Source organism: Sphingomonas sp. HMP9 (genome assembly GCF_013374115.1).
Taxonomy (GTDB): Bacteria; Pseudomonadota; Alphaproteobacteria; order Sphingomonadales; family Sphingomonadaceae; genus Sphingomonas.
In genome coordinates this window covers 2,560,460-2,578,727 of sequence record NZ_AP022673.1, presented here as the reverse complement: position 1 = coordinate 2,578,727, position 18,268 = coordinate 2,560,460, and the positions used below count along the sequence as shown (strand labels likewise).

The 18,268-nt window shown below is 67.3% G+C and carries 17 protein-coding genes; 16 read left to right on the top strand and 1 reads right to left on the bottom strand.

Going from position 1 to position 18,268, the window contains the following annotated elements:
* Positions 1-19 precede the first annotated feature (19 nt).
* The 5 genes from rpe to HMP09_RS11470 all read left to right on the top strand — a co-directional run bounded on the left by rpe (position 20) and on the right by HMP09_RS11470 (position 6,324).
* On the top strand, positions 20-676 hold the full coding sequence (rpe, locus tag HMP09_RS11490) for a ribulose-phosphate 3-epimerase (RefSeq protein WP_176500478.1): 657 nt from the start codon (positions 20-22) through the stop codon (positions 674-676).
* A complete protein-coding gene (locus HMP09_RS11485) occupies positions 673-2,421 on the top strand; it encodes a heparinase II/III family protein (protein ID WP_232090198.1) in 1,749 nt (582 codons plus the stop codon). The genes rpe and HMP09_RS11485 overlap by 4 nt, the downstream gene beginning before the upstream one ends.
* Before the next feature lie 365 nt (positions 2,422-2,786).
* Positions 2,787-4,349, top strand: coding sequence for a bifunctional phosphoribosylaminoimidazolecarboxamide formyltransferase/IMP cyclohydrolase (purH, locus tag HMP09_RS11480; protein ID WP_176500476.1), 1,563 nt, complete (start codon positions 2,787-2,789; stop codon positions 4,347-4,349).
* A 260-nt stretch (positions 4,350-4,609) separates the two neighbouring features.
* Entirely contained in the window at positions 4,610-4,948 is a 339-nt protein-coding gene (locus HMP09_RS11475) for a P-II family nitrogen regulator (protein ID WP_056053652.1), read from the top strand.
* Positions 4,949-4,971: 23 nt separating this feature from the next.
* A complete protein-coding gene (locus HMP09_RS11470) occupies positions 4,972-6,324 on the top strand; it encodes an ammonium transporter (RefSeq protein ID WP_176500475.1) in 1,353 nt (450 codons plus the stop codon).
* A gap of 122 nt (positions 6,325-6,446) precedes the next feature.
* Here HMP09_RS11470 and HMP09_RS11465 read toward each other — a convergent pair whose 3' ends face one another.
* On the bottom strand, positions 6,447-7,841 hold the full coding sequence (locus tag HMP09_RS11465) for a helix-turn-helix domain-containing protein (RefSeq protein WP_176500474.1): 1,395 nt from the start codon (positions 7,839-7,841) through the stop codon (positions 6,447-6,449).
* Between the two features lie 101 nt (positions 7,842-7,942).
* Between HMP09_RS11465 and HMP09_RS11460 the strand changes: the two genes are divergently transcribed.
* The 11 genes from HMP09_RS11460 (at position 7,943) to HMP09_RS11410 (ending at position 18,201) form a co-directional block, all read left to right on the top strand.
* Positions 7,943-9,469: an acyl-CoA carboxylase subunit beta gene (locus tag HMP09_RS11460; protein ID WP_176500473.1), complete on the top strand. Its 1,527-nt coding sequence runs from the start codon at positions 7,943-7,945 to the stop codon at positions 9,467-9,469.
* 25 nt (positions 9,470-9,494) lie between these two features.
* Positions 9,495-10,064, top strand: coding sequence for a hypothetical protein (locus HMP09_RS11455; RefSeq protein ID WP_176500472.1), 570 nt, complete (start codon positions 9,495-9,497; stop codon positions 10,062-10,064).
* On the top strand, positions 10,061-10,576 hold the full coding sequence (locus HMP09_RS11450) for a hypothetical protein (protein WP_176500471.1): 516 nt from the start codon (positions 10,061-10,063) through the stop codon (positions 10,574-10,576). Before HMP09_RS11455 ends, HMP09_RS11450 begins: the two co-directional genes overlap by 4 nt.
* A 54-nt stretch (positions 10,577-10,630) precedes the next feature.
* Positions 10,631-10,918: a hypothetical protein gene (locus tag HMP09_RS11445; protein ID WP_176500470.1), complete on the top strand. Its 288-nt coding sequence runs from the start codon at positions 10,631-10,633 to the stop codon at positions 10,916-10,918.
* Entirely contained in the window at positions 10,915-11,136 is a 222-nt protein-coding gene (locus tag HMP09_RS11440) for a hypothetical protein (protein WP_056419446.1), read from the top strand. Before HMP09_RS11445 ends, HMP09_RS11440 begins: the two co-directional genes overlap by 4 nt.
* The gene (mce, locus tag HMP09_RS11435) at positions 11,133-11,564 is read left to right on the top strand and encodes a methylmalonyl-CoA epimerase (protein ID WP_176500469.1); all 432 of its coding nucleotides are present in this window, start codon (positions 11,133-11,135) and stop codon (positions 11,562-11,564) included. Before HMP09_RS11440 ends, mce begins: the two co-directional genes overlap by 4 nt.
* A 10-nt stretch (positions 11,565-11,574) precedes the next feature.
* The gene (locus HMP09_RS11430; protein ID WP_176500468.1) at positions 11,575-12,360 is read left to right on the top strand and encodes an enoyl-CoA hydratase-related protein; all 786 of its coding nucleotides are present in this window, start codon (positions 11,575-11,577) and stop codon (positions 12,358-12,360) included.
* A 130-nt stretch (positions 12,361-12,490) separates the two neighbouring features.
* Positions 12,491-14,635, top strand: coding sequence for a methylmalonyl-CoA mutase (gene scpA, locus HMP09_RS11425; RefSeq protein ID WP_176500467.1), 2,145 nt, complete (start codon positions 12,491-12,493; stop codon positions 14,633-14,635).
* On the top strand, positions 14,632-15,720 hold the full coding sequence (bioB, locus tag HMP09_RS11420) for a biotin synthase BioB (RefSeq protein ID WP_176500466.1): 1,089 nt from the start codon (positions 14,632-14,634) through the stop codon (positions 15,718-15,720). Before scpA ends, bioB begins: the two co-directional genes overlap by 4 nt.
* Positions 15,711-16,073 carry a lysozyme inhibitor LprI family protein gene (locus HMP09_RS11415; protein ID WP_176500465.1) on the top strand — a complete coding sequence of 121 codons (363 nt, stop codon included), beginning with the start codon at positions 15,711-15,713 and terminating at the stop codon, positions 16,071-16,073. Before bioB ends, HMP09_RS11415 begins: the two co-directional genes overlap by 10 nt.
* Before the next feature lie 55 nt (positions 16,074-16,128).
* On the top strand, positions 16,129-18,201 hold the full coding sequence (locus tag HMP09_RS11410) for an acetyl-CoA carboxylase biotin carboxylase subunit (protein WP_176500464.1): 2,073 nt from the start codon (positions 16,129-16,131) through the stop codon (positions 18,199-18,201).
* Positions 18,202-18,268: the final 67 nt, after the last annotated feature.

Sequence of the window (18,268 nt, the reverse complement as noted above, 5' to 3'; positions counted from 1 at the left end):
CCGCGCTAGGACAATTTTCATGCAACCCGTCCGTATCGCCCCCTCGATCCTCTCCGCCGATTTCTCCAAACTCGGCGAGGAGGTCCGCGCCATCGACGCGGCCGGTGCCGACTGGATCCATATCGACGTGATGGACGGCCATTTCGTCCCCAACATCTCGTTCGGCCCCGCGGTCATGAAGTCGGTGCGCGGCGTGACCACCAAGCCGTTCGACGTCCATTTGATGATCTCCCCCGTCGACGCCTATCTCGACGCGTTCGCAGACGCCGGTGCCGACTGCATCACGGTGCATTACGAGGCCGGCCCGCACATCCACCGCTCGCTCCAGCACATCAAGGGCCTCGGCAAGCGCGCGGGCATCGTCATCTGTCCCGGCACGCCCGCCAAGATGCTCGATTACCTCATCGACATGGTCGACCTCGTGCTGGTGATGAGCGTCAACCCCGGCTTCGGTGGCCAAAGCTTCATCCCCAGCCAGCTCAAGAAGATCGCCGCGATCCGCACGATGATCGAAAAGAGCGGCCGCGACATCGATCTCGAGGTCGATGGCGGCGTCGATGCCGAATGGGCGAAACGCTGTATCGAGGCGGGCGCCGACGCGCTCGTCGCGGGGACGTCGGTGTTCCGCGGCGGCCCCGATCATTATGCCGCCAACATCGCCGCGTTGCGGGGGTGAACGAGCCGCAGGACCTGACGCGCGATCCCGTGATCGATCCCGCCCCCGACGGGATCGACGAAGGCCGTCGCCTGATCCGCCTCGGCGGTGACAAGGGGCTGTCGCTCGCCGATCGCCTTGCCGAGCGCTTCCACCGGCTGACGTGGCGCACGCCGCTCCACACGCTGCGCCTGAAGGGGCGGTATCCGCTCAAGCTGATCGCGGTCCCCGACGATCCCATCCTCGGCGACATCGCGCGCGGCACGATGCTGCTGGAGGGCGTGCTGTCGTTCCGAGGCGAGGCGCGCGATATCGAGACGCTCGATCTCGCCAAGCCGCTGCCCAAACCCTTTGCCGAATACCTCCACAGCTTCGCGTGGCTGCGCGACCTGTCGACCGTCGCCACGCGCGCGCGCGGCGCGCCGATCGCCGAATATCTGATGGGGCTGTGGCTCACCGCGCACGCCGATACGCAGGGCGGGATCGCGTGGCGCCCCGACATGTGGGGTAGGCGCATCCTTGCCTGGACCGCGCACGCGCCGCTGATCCTGTCCTCGTCCGACCAGATCTACCGCTCGAAGGTGCTCAACGCGCTCGCAAAGGGCGCGCTCCACCTCGATCGCAGCGCGGACAAGGCCCCTGCGGGCGCACCGCGCATCGCCGCATGGTGCGGAGTCGTCGCGGCCGGCCTCCTCATCCCCGGCGGCGAACCGCGCCAGCAATTCGGTGAGGCCGGGCTGCTCCGCGCGCTCGGTACCGGTCTGTTCGACGATGGCGGCTCGGTCTCGCGCAGCCCCGCGATGCTGCTCGATTCGATCCAGCTGCTGACTCTGCTCCAGGAAAGCTACGCCGCCCGCAGCGCCGAACTCCCCGAGACCGTCGCGGTCACGCTCACCCGGATGGTGGCGGCGCTGCTCGGCGTCGCGCACGCCGATCGCGGCCTGTCGAGCTGGCAGGGTGGCGGTCCGGCCAGCGAAACGCAGGTCGCCGCGGTGATCGAGGCCAGCGGCGTCCGCACGCGGCCGCTGCGCCAGGCGCGCGACTGGGGCTATCAGCGCCTCGCCGCCGGCACCGCCGTGCTCATCGTCGACGCCGCCCCGCCGCCGATCGCGCGCCTCGTCGAGGGCGGCTGCGCGTCGACGCTCGCGTTCGAATTCTCCGACGGACCGGCGCGGATCGTCGTCAACTGCGGCGGCGCGCGCGCGGGCATCGCGCAGCTCCCGCCCGCGATGGTCGAGGGCCTGCGCTCGACCGCGGCGCATTCGACGCTGACGATCGCCGACAGCAATTCGACCGCGATCCACGTCGACGGCACGCTCGGCCGCGGCGTGGGGGAGGTCGAGCTCAGCCGCCAGGAATCGGACGCCGCCAGCCGGATCGAGGCGAGCCACGACGGTTATGTCCGCCGCTGGGGGTTCCTGCACCGCCGCCAGCTGATGCTGACCGGCGACGGCCGCGAACTGCGCGGCGAGGACGCGCTGCTACCGCATGGCCGCAAGCGCCGCACCGGCCTGTCGCTCTTCTCGATCCGCTTCCATCTGGGCGCGGGCGTGCAGGTCTCGCCCACGGCGGACGGCCTAGGCGCGATCCTTCGCCTGCCGGGCGGACCCTTGTGGCAATTCCGCTGCCGCGGCGGCGCGCTGGTGGTCGAGGACAGCGTCTGGATCGACGCCGACGGCCGCCCGGTCGCGACGCAGCAACTGATGATCACCGGCGAGGCCGCGGCCGGCGGGGCCAGCGTAAGCTGGGCGCTGAAAAAAGCCTGACAGTCTTTTGGCCACCACCCCGGCGAAGGCCGGGGCCCAATTGGAAAGGTGGCAATAACGAAGCGCGATCTTCCGTTAGCGACGTCCCCCAATTGGACCCCGGCCTACGCCGAGGCGGTGCTTTTTCCGGTGGCGCGCGGAAGGATGCGGTTTGACGCTCCTGATCCCACAGCCGTTTACCCCACCGCCGTCATCCTGACGAAAGTCAGGATCCAGCGTAACGAACGACTGCCTTGGTGGCTCTGGATCCTGACTTTCGTCAGGATGACGGGAAGGAGAGCTCGGATCACGATCGTCCCGCCCCCTGTTCCCCAACGTCAACCGACGCTAAGGCCCGCGGCACGGCGACTCCACGAAAGACTCCCATGACCAGCATCCCCATCAAGCGCGCGCTCCTGTCCGTTTCCGACAAGACCGGGATCGTCGATCTCGGCAAGGCGCTGGCCAGCCACGGTGTCGAGCTCGTCTCCACCGGCGGCACCGCCACGGCGCTCCGCGCCGCCGGCCTGACGGTGCGCGATGTGTCGGAACTCACCGGCTTCCCCGAGATGATGGACGGCCGCGTCAAGACGCTCCACCCGATGGTCCACGGCGGCCTCCTCGCGGTCCGCGACGACGCCGGCCACGCCGCCTCGATGGCCGAGCACAAGATCGGCGCGATCGACCTCGTGATCGTCAATCTCTATCCGTTCGAGGCGACCGTCGCCAAGGGCGCCGACCGCGACACCGTGATCGAGAATATCGACATCGGCGGCCCCAGCATGGTCCGCTCCGCCGCCAAGAACCACGCCTATGTCGCGATCGTCACCGACCCCGCCGACTATGCGCTGATCTCCGGTGGCACGACGACGCTCGAAGACCGCAAGCGCCTCGCCGCGAAGGCCTTCGCCACCACCGCCGCCTATGACTCGGCGATCGCCACCTGGTTCGGCACGGTCGACCAGGCCGAGGAATTCCCGGCCACGCTTCCCATCACGCTCAAACGCGGCGACACGCTTCGCTACGGCGAGAACCCGCACCAGTCCGCCGCCTTCTACACAGCGACGGGCAGCGTGCGCGGGATCGGCCAGGCGCGCCAGCTCCAGGGCAAGGCGCTCAGCTACAACAACCTCAACGACGCCGACGCAGCCCTCGAACTCATCGCCGAATTCCGCGACGCCGAGCCTTCCGTCGTGATCGTCAAGCACGCCAACCCCTGCGGCGTCGCCACCGCCGCGACGCTCGCTGAGGCTTATGCCGCCGCGTTCGCCTGCGACACCGTGTCGGCATTCGGCGGCATCATCGCCGTCAACCGTCGCCTCGACGCCGAGACCGCGCGCGCGATCACCGGCATCTTCACCGAAGTCGTCGTCGCGCCCGACGCGGACGACGACGCGATCGCGCTGTTCGCCGCCAAGAAGAACCTTCGCCTGCTGCTTACCGGCGAGCTCCCCGATCCCGCGCGCGCAGGTCTCACGGCCAAGTCGATCGCGGGTGGCTGGCTCGTCCAGGGCCGCGACAACGGAACCCCCGGCGACCTGACCGTCGTCACCAAGCGCCAGCCCACCGAGCAGGAGCTGATCGACTGCCGCTTCGCCTGGACCGTCGCCAAGCACACCAAGTCCAACGCGATCGTCTACGCCAAGGGCGGCAGCACCGCCGGGATCGGCGCGGGCCAGATGAACCGCCTCGAATCTGCGCGCATCGCAGCCTGGAAGGCGAAGGACGCCGCCGACAAGGCCGGCTGGTCCACCCCGCGCACGATCGGTTCGGCGGTCGCCTCCGACGCGTTCTTCCCCTTCGCCGACGGGCTGCTCGCAGCAGTCGAGGCAGGCGCGACCGCGGTGATCCAGCCCGGCGGCTCGATCCGCGACGCCGACGTGATCGCGGCGGCGGACGAAGCCGGCCTCGCGATGGTCTTCACCGGCATGCGCCACTTCCGCCACTGAGAGCGCACGCCTGGCTGTTCCCCCGCGAAAGCGGGGGCCCAGGATCATAAGCGATACCCGTTGCACCCCTGGGCTCCCGCCTTCGCGGGAGAACACCGAAGGCCGAGGCCCTGCCCAAAAAGCAGGCACCTCGGCCGCATTGCACAAGTTTTAGCCCCATACGCGCCACTGCCCGCCCGCCCGGCATGCTCCGCCCCTCCTTCGCGCAATTGGCACGCACATTGCGAGGCGCTTCTCCGAGCAACTGGGGAAGGGGCGCGATGAAACTGGTCATTGCCATCATCAAGCCGTTCAAGCTGGACGAGGTGCGCGAAGCGCTCACCACGATCGGCGTGGCGGGTATGACGGTCACCGAGGTCAAGGGTTTCGGCCGTCAAAAGGGCCAGACCGAGATCTATCGGGGGGCCGAGTACAGCACCAACATGGTGCCCAAGATCAAGATCGAGGTGGTCTGCGCGGCCAGCCTGTCCGACCGCGTGGTCGAGGCGATCCAGGCCTCGGCGAACACCGGCGCGATCGGCGACGGCAAGATCTTCGTGCTCGACGTCGGCCAGGCGGTGCGGATCCGCACCGGCGAAACCGACGATTCAGCGCTCTGAGGGGGGACATGATGAAGCATGATATGAAGACAACCGCCTCGGCGGTTCTAGGGTTCGGAGCGGCGATGATCGCCGCCGTGCCCGCCTGGGCGCAAGAGGTCGCGGCGCCCGTCGTCGCACCCGTGGTTGCCACCGTGAACAAGGGCGACACCGCCTGGATGATGACCTCGACGGTCCTCGTCCTGATGATGATCCTGCCCGGCCTAGCGCTGTTCTACGGCGGTCTCACCCGCTCGAAGAACATGCTGTCGACGATGACGCAGATTGGCGCCGTCGCGGCGCTCGCGATGCTGATCTGGGTGATGTGGGGCTATACGCTGGCGTTCGGTCCGGACGTTAGCAACCCGCTGCTCAGCAACTTCATCGGCAGCTTCGACAAGGCGTTCCTGAAGGGCGTCACGCCTGCCTCGCAGGCGGCGACCTTCACGGCCGGCGTCGAAATCCCCGAATACGTCTTCATCTGTTTCCAGATGACCTTCGCCGCGATCACCATCGCGTTGGTCCTGGGCTCGGTCGTCGAGCGCATGAAGTTCTCGGCGGTCATGGTGTTCGGCCTGGTCTGGCTCACCATCGTCTACTTCCCGATCGCGCACATGGTGTGGGCATCGTCGGGATATTTCTTCAAGGCGGGCGCGCTCGATTTCGCCGGCGGCACCGTGGTCCACATCAACGCCGGCGTGTCGGCGCTGGTCGCAGCGCTGATCCTCGGCAAGCGAATTGGCTATCCGAAGGAGCCGATGGCGCCGCATTCGCTGGTCATGACCGGCATCGGTACTGGGCTGCTCTGGGTCGGCTGGTTCGGCTTCAACGCCGGCTCTGCGCTCGAGGCGAATGGCTCGGCAGCTCTCGCAATGCTGAACACCTTTGTCGCCACCGCGTCGGCTGGCCTGTTCTGGATGCTTGCCGAGAAGCTCTCGGGCCACAAGGGATCGGCGCTCGGCTTCTGCTCGGGCATCGTCGCCGGCCTCGTCGCCGTCACGCCTGCTGCGGGCAATTCGGGCCCGTTCGGCTCGATCATCCTCGGCGCGATCGCCTCGATCGTCTGCTTCATGGTGGTGTCGAAGCTCAAGCCCATGCTCGGCTATGACGACTCGCTCGACGCCTTCGGGATCCACGGCATCGGCGGCATGATCGGCGCGATCGGGACCGCGGTGGTCTACGCCCCGTCGCTGGGCGGCCCTGGGGCTGCGGACTATGCGATGGGCGCCAAGCTCTTCGTACAGTTCCAGGCCGTGATCGTGACGATCATATGGGCCACGATCGGCACCACGATCGCGATCTACGTTGCCAAGGCCGTCACTGGCCTGCGGGTCTCGCCGGAAGTCGAGCACGAGGGTCTCGACATTGGTGAGCACGGCGAGCGCGCTTATAATTGATCGCCAATACTAATCGGTAGCGGGCCAAGCGAGCCCGCACCCACGACGTTCCTCCTGCGGACAACCTTAGCCCGGTGTGGAAACACACCGGGCCATTTTTATGCCGATCGAGGGAATATGGTCTAGACTACGTCGTACGGCACCGCGCCACGCCGGTCCGGATCGACGCGTATCTCGCTCGCGGCCGGCGGAAACGCGCGCTGGTCGCAGTCGGTGCGCAGGCAGATGCGGCACGACGACCCGATCGGCGTCGCGATCCCGCCCGTCCCCAGCGCATCCGCATAGATGAACTCCGAGGCGTTCGCCTCCTCGCACCCCAGCGCCACGGCATAGCGCCGCGCCGGTCGCGTGTAGGTCTCGGACGGTTTCACCAGCCCCTTCGCCATCGAGACGTAGCGGATGCCGTCGGTCGTCTCGATCAGCTGGGTCAGGATCCGGTCGGGGATCGCCACCGCCTCGTGGACGATCCACAGCGGACACGCGCCGCCAAACCGCGCGAACTGCAGGCGGGTGGCCGAGTGCCGCTTGGTGATATTCCCCGCCATGTCGACGCGGCAGAAGAAGAACGGGATGCCGAGCGCGCCCGGTCGCTGCAACGTCGACAGCCGGTGGCAGGTCTGCTCGAAACTCGTCCCGAAGATTCGCCGCAGCCGATCGATATCGTGACGCATGCTGCGCGCCTGCGTGCGGAAACGGGTATAGGGCATGACGATCGCCCCGGCCGCATAGTTGGTGAGGCCGGCGGTCAGCAGCGCGCGCGCCGTCTCCGACGCCATGTCCGAGGCCGCGACGATCCCGCCGATGACATCGCCGAACTCGTGCCGCGCCACCTGGTGCGCGAGCGAGAACAGCGTCGTCTCCCCCGGCTGCGATCCGTCGAGCCGCAGGGTCGCGCCGTCATAATCGCGCAGCGGGGCGGCCAGCGCGCCGGAGATCGTCACCGACACACCGCGCGCCGCCAGCCGGGCCTCCAACGCCGCGATCCGGTCAGCCCCCAGCGTCTTGCCAACCTCCTCCGCCCGCCGGTCGAGCGTATCGACATAATTGCCCGCCGCGTGAAACCAGTCGCGCACGTCCTCCCACGGCAGCACCCCGGGTGCGCCCGATCCCGCCACCAGCCGGTCGTCGAGTGCGCGCAACTGCTCCTGCGCGCGGCGATACGCGTCGTGCATTGCGACGAGGCGCTGTGCCAGCAACGGCTGGTGCTTCACCGCACGCCGTACCGCCGTCTCGTCGAGCCCGGGCGCCTCGACGCTGGTGTCCGACACCGCCTCCAGCGTCGCCATCAGCAACGCGGTATCGTCCGCCGCATCGATGCTGCCCCAATCCGCCGGAAACTCGCGTGCGAGCGTGATCAGCACGCCCTCGGTCACCGGCCGATCGCCATTCTCGATCTGTGACAGATAGCTCACCGACAGGCCGATCCGCGCGGCCATCGCCGCCTGGCTGATCCCGAGGACACGGCGCAGATCGCGCAGGCGGTGGCCGACGAAGAGGCGACGAGCGGGAAGGGTCATGCCTGCCGCCTAGTTTGCAAACACCGGCTGTACAAGTTTGCAACATTGCATTTGCGCGAAGCGTGCCGCTCTGTGAAGGCAACCAGCAGGACGGAGAGACGATGTCATCGACGATCGAAGAGCTTGAACGACGCCGCGAAGCCGCAAGAGTGGGCGGGGGTATCAAGCGGATCGCAGCGCAGCACGCCAAGGGCAAGCTCACCGCGAGGGAGCGCCTTGACGTGCTGCTGGACGAGGGGTCATTCGAGGAGCTCGACATGTATGTCGAGCACAACTGCGTCGATTTCGGCATGCAGGATCAGGTGATCCCCGGCGACGGCGTCGTCACGGGCTCCGGCACGATCAACGGCCGCCTCGTCTTCGTCTTCAGCCAGGATTTTACGGTATTCGGCGGGTCGCTCAGCGAACGCCATGCGCAGAAGATCTGCAAGGTGATGGACAGCGCGATGAAGGTCGGCGCGCCGATCATCGGCCTCAACGACAGCGGTGGTGCGCGGATCCAGGAGGGCGTCGCCTCGCTCGGTGGCTATGCGGAAGTGTTCCAGCGCAACGCGCTCGCCAGCGGTGTCGTGCCGCAGCTTTCGCTCATCATGGGCCCCTGCGCCGGCGGTGCGGTCTACAGCCCGGCGATGACCGACTTCATCTTCATGGTGAAGGATTCGAGCTACATGTTCGTCACCGGCCCCGACGTGGTGAAGACGGTGACGAACGAGGTCGTGACGCAGGAGGCGCTGGGCGGTGCGGTGACGCACACGACCAAGACATCGGTCGCCGACAACGCGTTCGAGAACGATATCGAGGCGCTGCTCGCTGCGCGCGATTTCTTCGATTTCCTGCCCGAATCGAACCGGGCCGGCGTTCCCGAACGCCCGACCGCGGACGAATGGGACCGGATCGAGGAGAGCCTCGACACGCTGATCCCGGCGTCGGCGAACCAGCCCTACGACATGCACGAGCTGATCCGGAAGACGGTCGACGAGGGCGATTTCTTCGAGACGCAGCCGGCGCATGCGGGCAACATCATCACCGGCTTCGGCCGGATCGAAGGCCGCACGGTCGGCTTCGTCGCCAACCAGCCGATGGTGCTCGCGGGCGTGCTCGACATCAATTCGTCGAAGAAGGCGGCGCGGTTCGTGCGCTTCTGCGACGCGTTCGAGATCCCGATCGTGACCTTCGTCGACGTCCCCGGCTTCCTGCCCGGCACCGCGCAGGAGCATAACGGCATCATCAAGCACGGCGCCAAGCTGTTGTTCGCCTATGCCGAGGCGACCGTGCCGAAGATCACCGTCATCACGCGCAAGGCGTATGGCGGCGCGTATGACGTGATGGCGTCGAAGCACCTGCGCGGCGACCTGAACTATGCGTGGCCGACCGCCGAGATCGCGGTGATGGGTGCCAAGGGCGCGGTCGAGATCATCTTCCGCGGCAAGACGCCCGAAGAGATCGCGGAGCGAACGGCGGAGTATGAGGCGCGGTTCGCGAACCCGTTCGTCGCCGCGTCGAAGGGCTTTATCGACGAAGTGATCCAGCCGCACTCGACCCGCCGCCGTATCGCGCTGGGCCTACGGAAACTCCGCGGCAAGTCGCTCGAGAATCCGTGGAAGAAGCATGATAACATCCCGCTGTGACGATCCAGTCGCTCGGGAGGCGATCTTGAAGACACTGCCACTGTCCAAACAGCTCATATTCGTCGCCATCGTCTTCGGTGTCGCGATGCTCACGTCGTTCGTGCTGGCGTTCATCGCGTCGGCGGCGGCAGGTCGAAGCGGTCAGCCGCTGCCGTCGCCGATCATCGGTCTTTCGCTCGGCGTCGTGGCAGGAGCGATCTATATCGGGCTTGCAGGCAACAAGCGCGTTGCGCTTGCGAGCGGTGATGCCCGGCAAGCGGCGTTGGCCCCGGTAGACGACGGTTCGGCCAGAGTGATCGTCTTCCGTCGGGGCTTCGTCGGCAAGCTCGCCGGGGTCGATGTGTATCTCGACGGCGCGGCGCGGACGCAGCTCAAGAGCCCACGCTTTGCCGCGCTGACGGTAAGCCCGGGCGTCCATACGCTGGAAACCAGAATGCAGAACAAGCCGTCCAAGGCTCTTGCCGTGGAAGCATTCGCCAATGCGACCGTGATCGTCGAAATCGAAGTCGGGATGAAGCAGGCAACGCCCGTTCAGCGGACTGACGATGCGGGGCTTCGCGTCGTGCTCGCCAGCACGCCGATGGTGGTCGCATGATGCTCGGTCTGCTCTTGCTTCAGGCGGCGCTCGCGGCCGCGCCCGCGCCCGCGTGGAAACTCGCCGACCGTACCAACCCGGCAGGCGTGCGCAGCATCTCCGCGTCGGTCGTCGGCAATGACGGGCTTTCGCGGTTCGTCGTGAAGTGCGACGTGGCGTCCGAGCCGATCGTGTCGATCCAGTTCATCCAGCCGCAACCGCTCGGCTCCGGCGCGGACAAACCCGTCGCGGTGCGCTTCGATGGCGGCCCTGCGTTCACCTACACCTGGCAATTTCCGGGAACGGGCACCTACATTACCGATCCCGAGGCGATCACCAGGCTGACGAGTTTCCTGGTCAAGTCAAAGACGGTCCGCGTCGAGACGACCAACGGCGCGAACTTTGCGGTGCAGGCGAACTTCGTCGCGCCGACCAGCGATGCGATGGTGCGGCAGGTGCTCGGCGTCTGCGGCTACACGCTCGGGGTCGTCCCGCCGGTTCCGGTCAAGCCCGCCGCCGAGCCTGCGGAATGACGCATTGTATCCAGCTTGCCCGCACATTATCATGTCATGATAAGGAGTCGTGACATGCAGACCGAACGCGTGACGTTTCTGACCTCGCCCGATCACAAGGCTGCGCTCGATGCCTTTGCCGCCAGCAACGGCAAATCCGTCGGCCACGTGCTCCGCGCCGCCTCGACCCGGTATCTCGTCGAAGGCGAAGCGGACGAGGAGGCTGCGCTGGCCTTGCTCGTCCGCGAAGTCGAGACTGCCGTTCCCGCGATGCGCGCCGATATCCGCGACACGATCGCCTCGATGCAGCGCGCCAACGATGCCGTCGACGCGGTGCTCGCCGGCGAGCGACCCCGCGCATGAGCGTCGTCGGCGATGCGTTGAAGGCGATGCGCACCGTCCTGCTCATGCAGGAGGATCTGCGCCTGATGAAGGACGCCGCGCACGCACAGAGCGACCGGCTCGCGCGTCTGGCCGAGGCGCATGGCGCGCTGCGCGACCGCGTCAGCCGGCTCGAAGGCATTATCGAGGGCGCTGCGATGGCGCGCCGCATGCCCGACCAGCCGAGGATCGAAGGATGACTGCCACGTTTGGCCGCCTCAACCATGTCGGGATCGCGACGCCGTCGATCGCGAAGTCGGTCGAGACGTATCGCCTGTTGCTCGGCGCGACCGCGATCGGCGAGCCGTTCGATTTGCCGGCACAGGGCGTGAAGGTGTGCTTCATCGATGCGCCGAACACGCAGATCGAGCTGATCGAGCCGTATGACGAGAGTTCGCCGATCGCGGGCTTCCTGCGGAAGAACCCGGCGGGGGGGCAGCATCATGTCTGTTTCGAGGTGCCCGACATCGCTGCGGCGGTCGCGGACCTCAAGGCGAAGGGGGCGACCGTGCTCGGCGAACCGCGGATCGGCGCGCATGGCACGCCGATCGTGTTCGTGCACCCGAAGGACTTTGGCGGCATGCTCGTCGAGTTGATGGAGACGCCGGGCGATACCGGCGCGCACTAGGAGAGATCTGATGGCCGCCTACGAGCATATCATGAGCGAGCGGCGCGGCGACGTGCTGGTGCTGACGCTGAACCGTCCCGACCGGCTGAACGCGGCGCCGCCTGCGATGTTCGAGGAACTGGCCGCGGCACTCGCGGATCTGGACGGCGCGCGCGCGGTGCTGATCGCGGGCGCGGGGCGGGCATTCTGCTCGGGCGCGGACGTCGGCGGCGGGGCGCTCGGTTCGGACAATCCGGGCGAGGCGACCTATGCCGCGCTGACGGGCAGCTATAATCCGACGATGGCGGCGATCGCCGGTCTGTCGGTGCCGGTGGTCAGCGCGGTGCGCGGGCCGGCGGCGGGGATCGGCTGCAGCCTCGCGCTCGCCGCCGATTTCTGCGTCGCGAGCGAGACCGCGTATTTCCTCCAGGCGTTCGTGAACATCGGGCTGGTTCCCGACGGTGGCGCGTCGTGGATGCTGCCCCGCCTGATCGGCCGCGCGCGCGCGACCGAGATGATGATGCTCGGCGAGCGGGTGCCGGCGGCCAAGGCTCTCGACTGGGGGATGGTGCACAAGGTCGTCGCGGACGACGCGCTCGATGCCGAAGCGTTCGCGCTGGCCGAGCGGCTGGCGGCGATGCCGACGGTGGCGCTCGGGCTGATGCGGCGTGCGATCACTGCCGCGTACGAGAGCGATTATGCGGGCGCGATGGAGGCCGAGGCGGTCAACCAACGCGCGGCGCGCGGGTCGGCGGATTCTATGGAGGGCGGCCTCGCGTTCCTGACGAAGCGCAAGCCGGTGTTCACGGGCAAATGATGCCCGTCCACGCCACCACCCCGGCGAAGGCCGGGGCCCAATTTGGCAACGGCCCATTGGCTGGTGCTGCGCTCAACTACTGCGACCTTTCCAACTGGGCCCCGGCCTCCGCCGGGGTGATGTTTCCACTATGACTGACAAACCGAACCCGACCCTCGCCGACTGGCAGGCGCTTGCCGCCAAGGAAGTCAAAGGCGCCGACCTCACCTGGCCCACCCCCGAAGGCATCGACGTCAAGCCGCTCTACACCGCGGACGACGTGACCGCCGACCCCGGCCTCCCCGGGTTCGCTCCCTTCACGCGCGGCGTCCGCGCATCGATGTACGCCGGCCGCCCGTGGACGATCCGCCAGTACGCCGGCTTCTCCACCGCAGAAGCCTCCAACGCCTTTTACCGCCGTAACCTTGCCGCGGGGCAGAAAGGCCTGAGCGTCGCGTTCGATCTCGCCACGCACCGCGGTTACGACAGCGACCATCCGCGCGTCACCGGCGACGTCGGCAAGGCGGGCGTCGCGATCGACAGCGTCGAGGACATGAAGATCCTGTTCGACGGCATTCCGCTCGACAAGATGTCGGTCAGCATGACGATGAACGGCGCGGTGATCCCGATCCTCGCCTTCTTCATCGTCGCGGGCGAGGAGCAGGGCGTCGACCGCAAATTGCTCGACGGGACCATCCAGAACGATATCCTCAAGGAGTTCATGGTCCGCAACACCTACATCTACCCGCCCGAGCCGAGCATGCGGATCATCTCGGACATCTTCGGCTACACCAGCCGCGAGATGCCCAAGTTCAACAGCATCTCGATCAGCGGCTATCACATGCAGGAGGCCGGGGCGACGCAGCTCCACGAGCTCGCCTTCACGATCGCCGACGGCATGGAATACGTCAAATACGGCGTCGCGTCGGGGCTCGACATCGACAAGTTCGCCGGGCGGCTGTCGTTCTTCTTCGCGATCGGCATGAACTTCTTCATGGAGATCGCCAAGCTGCGCGCCGCCCGCGTCCTCTGGCACCGCGCGATGACCGAGCTCGGCGCGCAGGACGAGCGGTCGAAGATGCTGCGCACGCATTGCCAGACGTCGGGCGTCTCGCTGACCGAGCAGGACCCGTACAACAACGTCATGCGCACGACGATCGAGGCGATGGCGGCGATGCTGGGCGGCACGCAGTCGCTCCACACCAACGCGCTCGACGAGGCGATCGCGCTGCCGACCGACTTCTCCGCGCGCATTGCCCGCAACACGCAGATCGTGATCCAGGAAGAGACGGGGATGACCAAGGTCGTCGATCCCCTGGGTGGCAGCTATTATATCGAAAGCCTGACGCAGAGCCTCGTCGACGGCGCCTGGTCGCTGATCGAGCGGATTCAGTCCGAGGGCGGCATGGCCAAGGCGGTCGCGGCAGGCTGGCCCAAGGCGATGATCGAGGAGGCCGCCGCAGGTCGCCAGGCGCGCGTCGATCGCGGCGAAGACGTCATCGTCGGCGTGAACAAGTACAAGCTCGCCGAACAGGATGCGATCGAGATTCTCGACGTCGACAACGTTGCGGTCCGCGCCGGCCAGATCGAACGCATCGCGCGGGTGAAGGCGGCGCGCGACGAAGCTGCCTGTCGCGCGACGCTCGACGCGTTGCGCGAGGGCGCGAAGGGCTCGGGGAACCTCCTCGCGCTCGCGGTCGATTGCGCGCGGGCGCGCGCGACGCTCGGCGAGATTTCGTCGGCGATGGAGGACGTGTTCGGGCGCTACGGCACGCAGCCCACCCCGGTGTCGGGCGTCTATGGCGGCGCCTATGAGGACGACGCGCGCTGGACCCGCCTCACCGACGGCGTCGAGGCGACCGAGCGCCGTCTTGGTCGCAAGCCCCGCATGCTCGTCGCCAAGATGGGGCAGGACGGGCATGACCGCGGCGCCAACCTCGTCTCGTCGATGTTCGGCGACCTGGGGTTCGAGATCGTGCCGGGGGCGCTGTTCCAGACCCCGGCGGAGGTCGCCGCGCTCGCGCTGGCCAAGGACGTCGACATCGTCGGCGCATCCAGCCTTGCGGCGGGGCACAAGACGCTGATCCCCGAGCTGATCGATCACCTGCGCGAGGCGGGGCGCGCGGATATCAAGGTGATCGCGGGTGGCGTTATTCCCGCACAGGACTATCAGGCGCTGCGTGATGCCGGGGTCCAGGCGATCTTCGGACCCGGCACCAACCTGATCCAGGCCGCCGAGGACGTCTTGAAGCTCCTCGGCCACAATATGGGCCCGCAAGAGGAAGCCGCAGAATGACCGATACCCTTCTCCGTTCTCCTGCGAACGCAGGAGCCCAGTGTTCCAAGCGCAGCGATCGCGACCCTGGGCTCCTGCGTTCGCAGGAGAACACGAGGACCGACTGGACCCGCGCGGAAATCGCGACCCTGTTCGACCTCCCGTTCGACGACCTGATGTACCGCGCGCAGACCGTCCACCGCGCGCATCACGCGGTCAGCGAAGTGCAGCTGTGCACGTTGCTGTCGATCAAGACCGGCGGCTGCCCCGAGGATTGCGGCTATTGCTCGCAGTCGGCGAGCGCGGACACGCAGCTCAAGGCCGAAAAGCTGATGGACGTAGACGCCGTCCTCGCCGACGCCGCGCAGGCCAAGGCGGCCGGCTCGCAACGGTTCTGCATGGGCGCCGCCTGGCGCAACCCTAAAGCCCGCGACATGCCGAAGGTCGTGGCGATGGTTGAGGGCGTCCGCGCGATGGGGCTGGAGACGTGCATGACGCTCGGCATGCTCGACGCGGACCAGGCCAAGCAGCTCGCCGACGCCGGCCTCGATTACTACAACCACAACATCGACACCTCGCCGGAGAATTACGGCAACGTCATCACCACGCGCACTTTCGGCGACCGGCTGGAGACGCTGGCCAACGTCCGCGACGCCGGTATTTCGGTCTGCTGCGGCGGGATCGTCGGGATGGGCGAGACGCGCAGCGACCGCGTCGGCTTCGTCCACGCGCTCGCCACGCTGCCGCGCCACCCGGAGAGCGTCCCCGTCAACGCGCTGGTCCCGGTCAAGGGAACGGTGCTGGGCAACATGCTCGCCGACACGCCGCTGGCGCAGATCGACGATATCGAGTTCGTCCGGACCGTCGCCGTCGCGCGGATCACGATGCCGCTGAGCATGGTGCGGCTGTCCGCCGGGCGCGAGAGCATGTCCGAAGCGACGCAGGCGCTCTGCTTCATGGCGGGCGCGAACTCGATCTTCACCGGCGACAAGCTGCTGACCACCGGCAATGCCGGCGACAGTGCGGATGCGACGCTGCTGGCGAAGCTGGGGATGAAACCGATGGTCGGCGCGGAGCCGATGAGAGAGGCCAAGACATGCTGTTGATCGCACTCCTGATGACCGCGGCGGCTCCGATGCAGTCGCAGGCGACGATGAACGCGTCCGCCGGCACCAGCTATGCGCGGGCGGACGCGGCGATGGCCGCGCAGTGGAAGCGGACCTACGCGTATATGAAGGGGCGCGACGCGCAGGACGGGTCGCGTGGCGGCGGGTTCGGCTATGCTGCGGCATTGCTGGAGAGCCAGCGCGCCTGGCTCAAGTTCCGCGATACGCAGTGCGTGATCGAAGGCGGGCAATATGCCGGCGGTTCGGCGCAGGGCATGACGATCGCCGGCTGCCGCACCGATCTGACCAACGCGCGCGCGGCGCAGCTCAAATTGATGATTTGGTACCAATAACTACAAGCCCGCACCCGGGCCATGTCCGGGGAGACGGCACAGAGTAGGGCGAGAGATGTTCAAGAAAATCCTGGTCGCCAATCGCGGCGAGATCGCGTGTCGGGTCATGCGGACCGCCAAGGCGATGGGTATCAAGACCGTCGCGGTCTACTCCGATGCCGACGCGCGCAGCCCGCACGTCCTGATGGCGGACGAGTCCGTCCGGCTCGGGCCGGCACCCGCTGCCGACAGCTATCTCAAAGCCGAACTGATCCTGCTCGCCGCCAAGGAGACGGGCGCGGACTGCATCCATCCGGGTTATGGCTTCCTGTCCGAGCGCGAGAGCTTCGCGCGGGCATGCGCCGAGGCGGGGATCGCCTTCGTCGGGCCGCCGCCCGCCGCCATCGCCGCGATGGGCGACAAGATCGAATCGAAGAAGCTCGCCAAGGCGGCGGGCGTCAACGTCGTGCCGGGCTATCTGGGTAAGATCGACAGCACCGATCACGCGGTCGAGATCGCCGGCGGGATCGGCTATCCGGTGATGATGAAGGCATCGGCGGGCGGCGGCGGCAAGGGCATGCGGCTCGCCTATAGCGAGCAGGACGTCCGCGAAGGCTTCGAGGCGACCAAGCGCGAAGGGCTCGCCAGCTTCGGCGACGACCGCGTGTTCATCGAGAAGTTCATCGAAAGCCCGCGGCATATCGAGATCCAGCTGATCGGCGACCAGCACGGCAATATCGTCTATTTGAACGAGCGCGAATGCTCGATCCAGCGGCGCCACCAGAAGGTGGTCGAGGAAGCGCCGTCGCCGTTCGTGACGCCCGCGATGCGCAAGGCGATGGGCGAGCAGGCGGTCGCACTCGCACAGGCGGTCGGCTATTATTCCGCCGGAACGGTCGAGCTGATCGTGTCGGGGGCGGATACGACCGGCGAGGGGTTCTACTTCCTTGAGATGAACACCCGGCTCCAGGTCGAGCATCCGGTGACCGAGGAGATCACCGGGCTCGATCTCGTTGAACTGATGATCCGCGTCGCGGCAGGCGAGCCGCTCGGCTTCGCGCAGGACGAGGTAAAGCTCAACGGCTGGTCGATCGAGAACCGCGTCTACGCTGAGGATCCGTACCGCGGGTTCCTGCCGAGCATTGGGCGGCTGGTGCGGTATAATCCGCCACTCCCGAGTGCTCCTGCGCAGGCAGGAGCCCAGGGTTCCGAACGCAACAGCCGCGACCCTGGGTTCCTGCCTGCGCAGGAACACGGTGTTCGCGTCCGTGTCGACGACGGCGTCCGCGAGGGCGGCGAGGTCAGCATGTTCTACGACCCGATGATCGCCAAGCTCATCACCTGGGCGCCGACCCGAGAGGCTGCGATCGCCGCGCAGATCGCCGCGCTCGACGCGTTCGAGCTCGAGGGACCGGGCAACAACATCGATTTCCTCTCGGCGATCATGCAGCATCCGCGCTTCCAGTCGGGCGCGCTCACCACCGAATTCATCGCCGAAGAATATCCCGACGGCTTCCACGGTGCGCCCGCCGACGCCGGGTTGCTCAAGACGCTCGCCGCTGTCGCCGCGTTCGCCGCGACCGCCGAAGCCGACCGCGCCCGCCGCATCGATGGGCAACTCGGCAAGCGTCTGCGCCCACCCGCCGACTGGTCGGTGACGATCGACAAGATCGACCATGCGGTGACCGTCTCGACCGACGGCATCATGGTCGACGGCGAAGACCTCGACCTGTCCCTCGAATACACGCCGGGCGACCGGATGGTGGTCGCCGACGGCCACGGTGTCGATGGCGACGAGCATCTGACGATCCGCATCGCCAAGGCGCGCGCCGGCTTCAAGCTGACGACGCGCGGCGCGAGCCATGTCGTGCGCGTGCTGCCGGCGCGCGTCGCGCCCTATACCGCGCACATGATCGAGAAGGTCGCGCCTGATCTGTCGAAGTTCCTGATCTGCCCGATGCCGGGTCTGCTGGTGCGGCTCGACGTCGCGGCGGGCGACAAGGTCGAGGCGGGGCAGCCGCTCGCGGTGGTCGAGGCGATGAAGATGGAGAACATCCTGCGCGCTGAAAAGACGGGCACAGTGAAGTCGGTCGCGGCGAAGACCGGGGACAGCCTGGCGGTCGATCAGGTTATCCTCGAACTCGACTGAGTGCGCGCGTCCCGTCATGCCGGGCTCGTTCCGGCATCCCCTGGTCCGCACGGTCGATAGGTTGGGG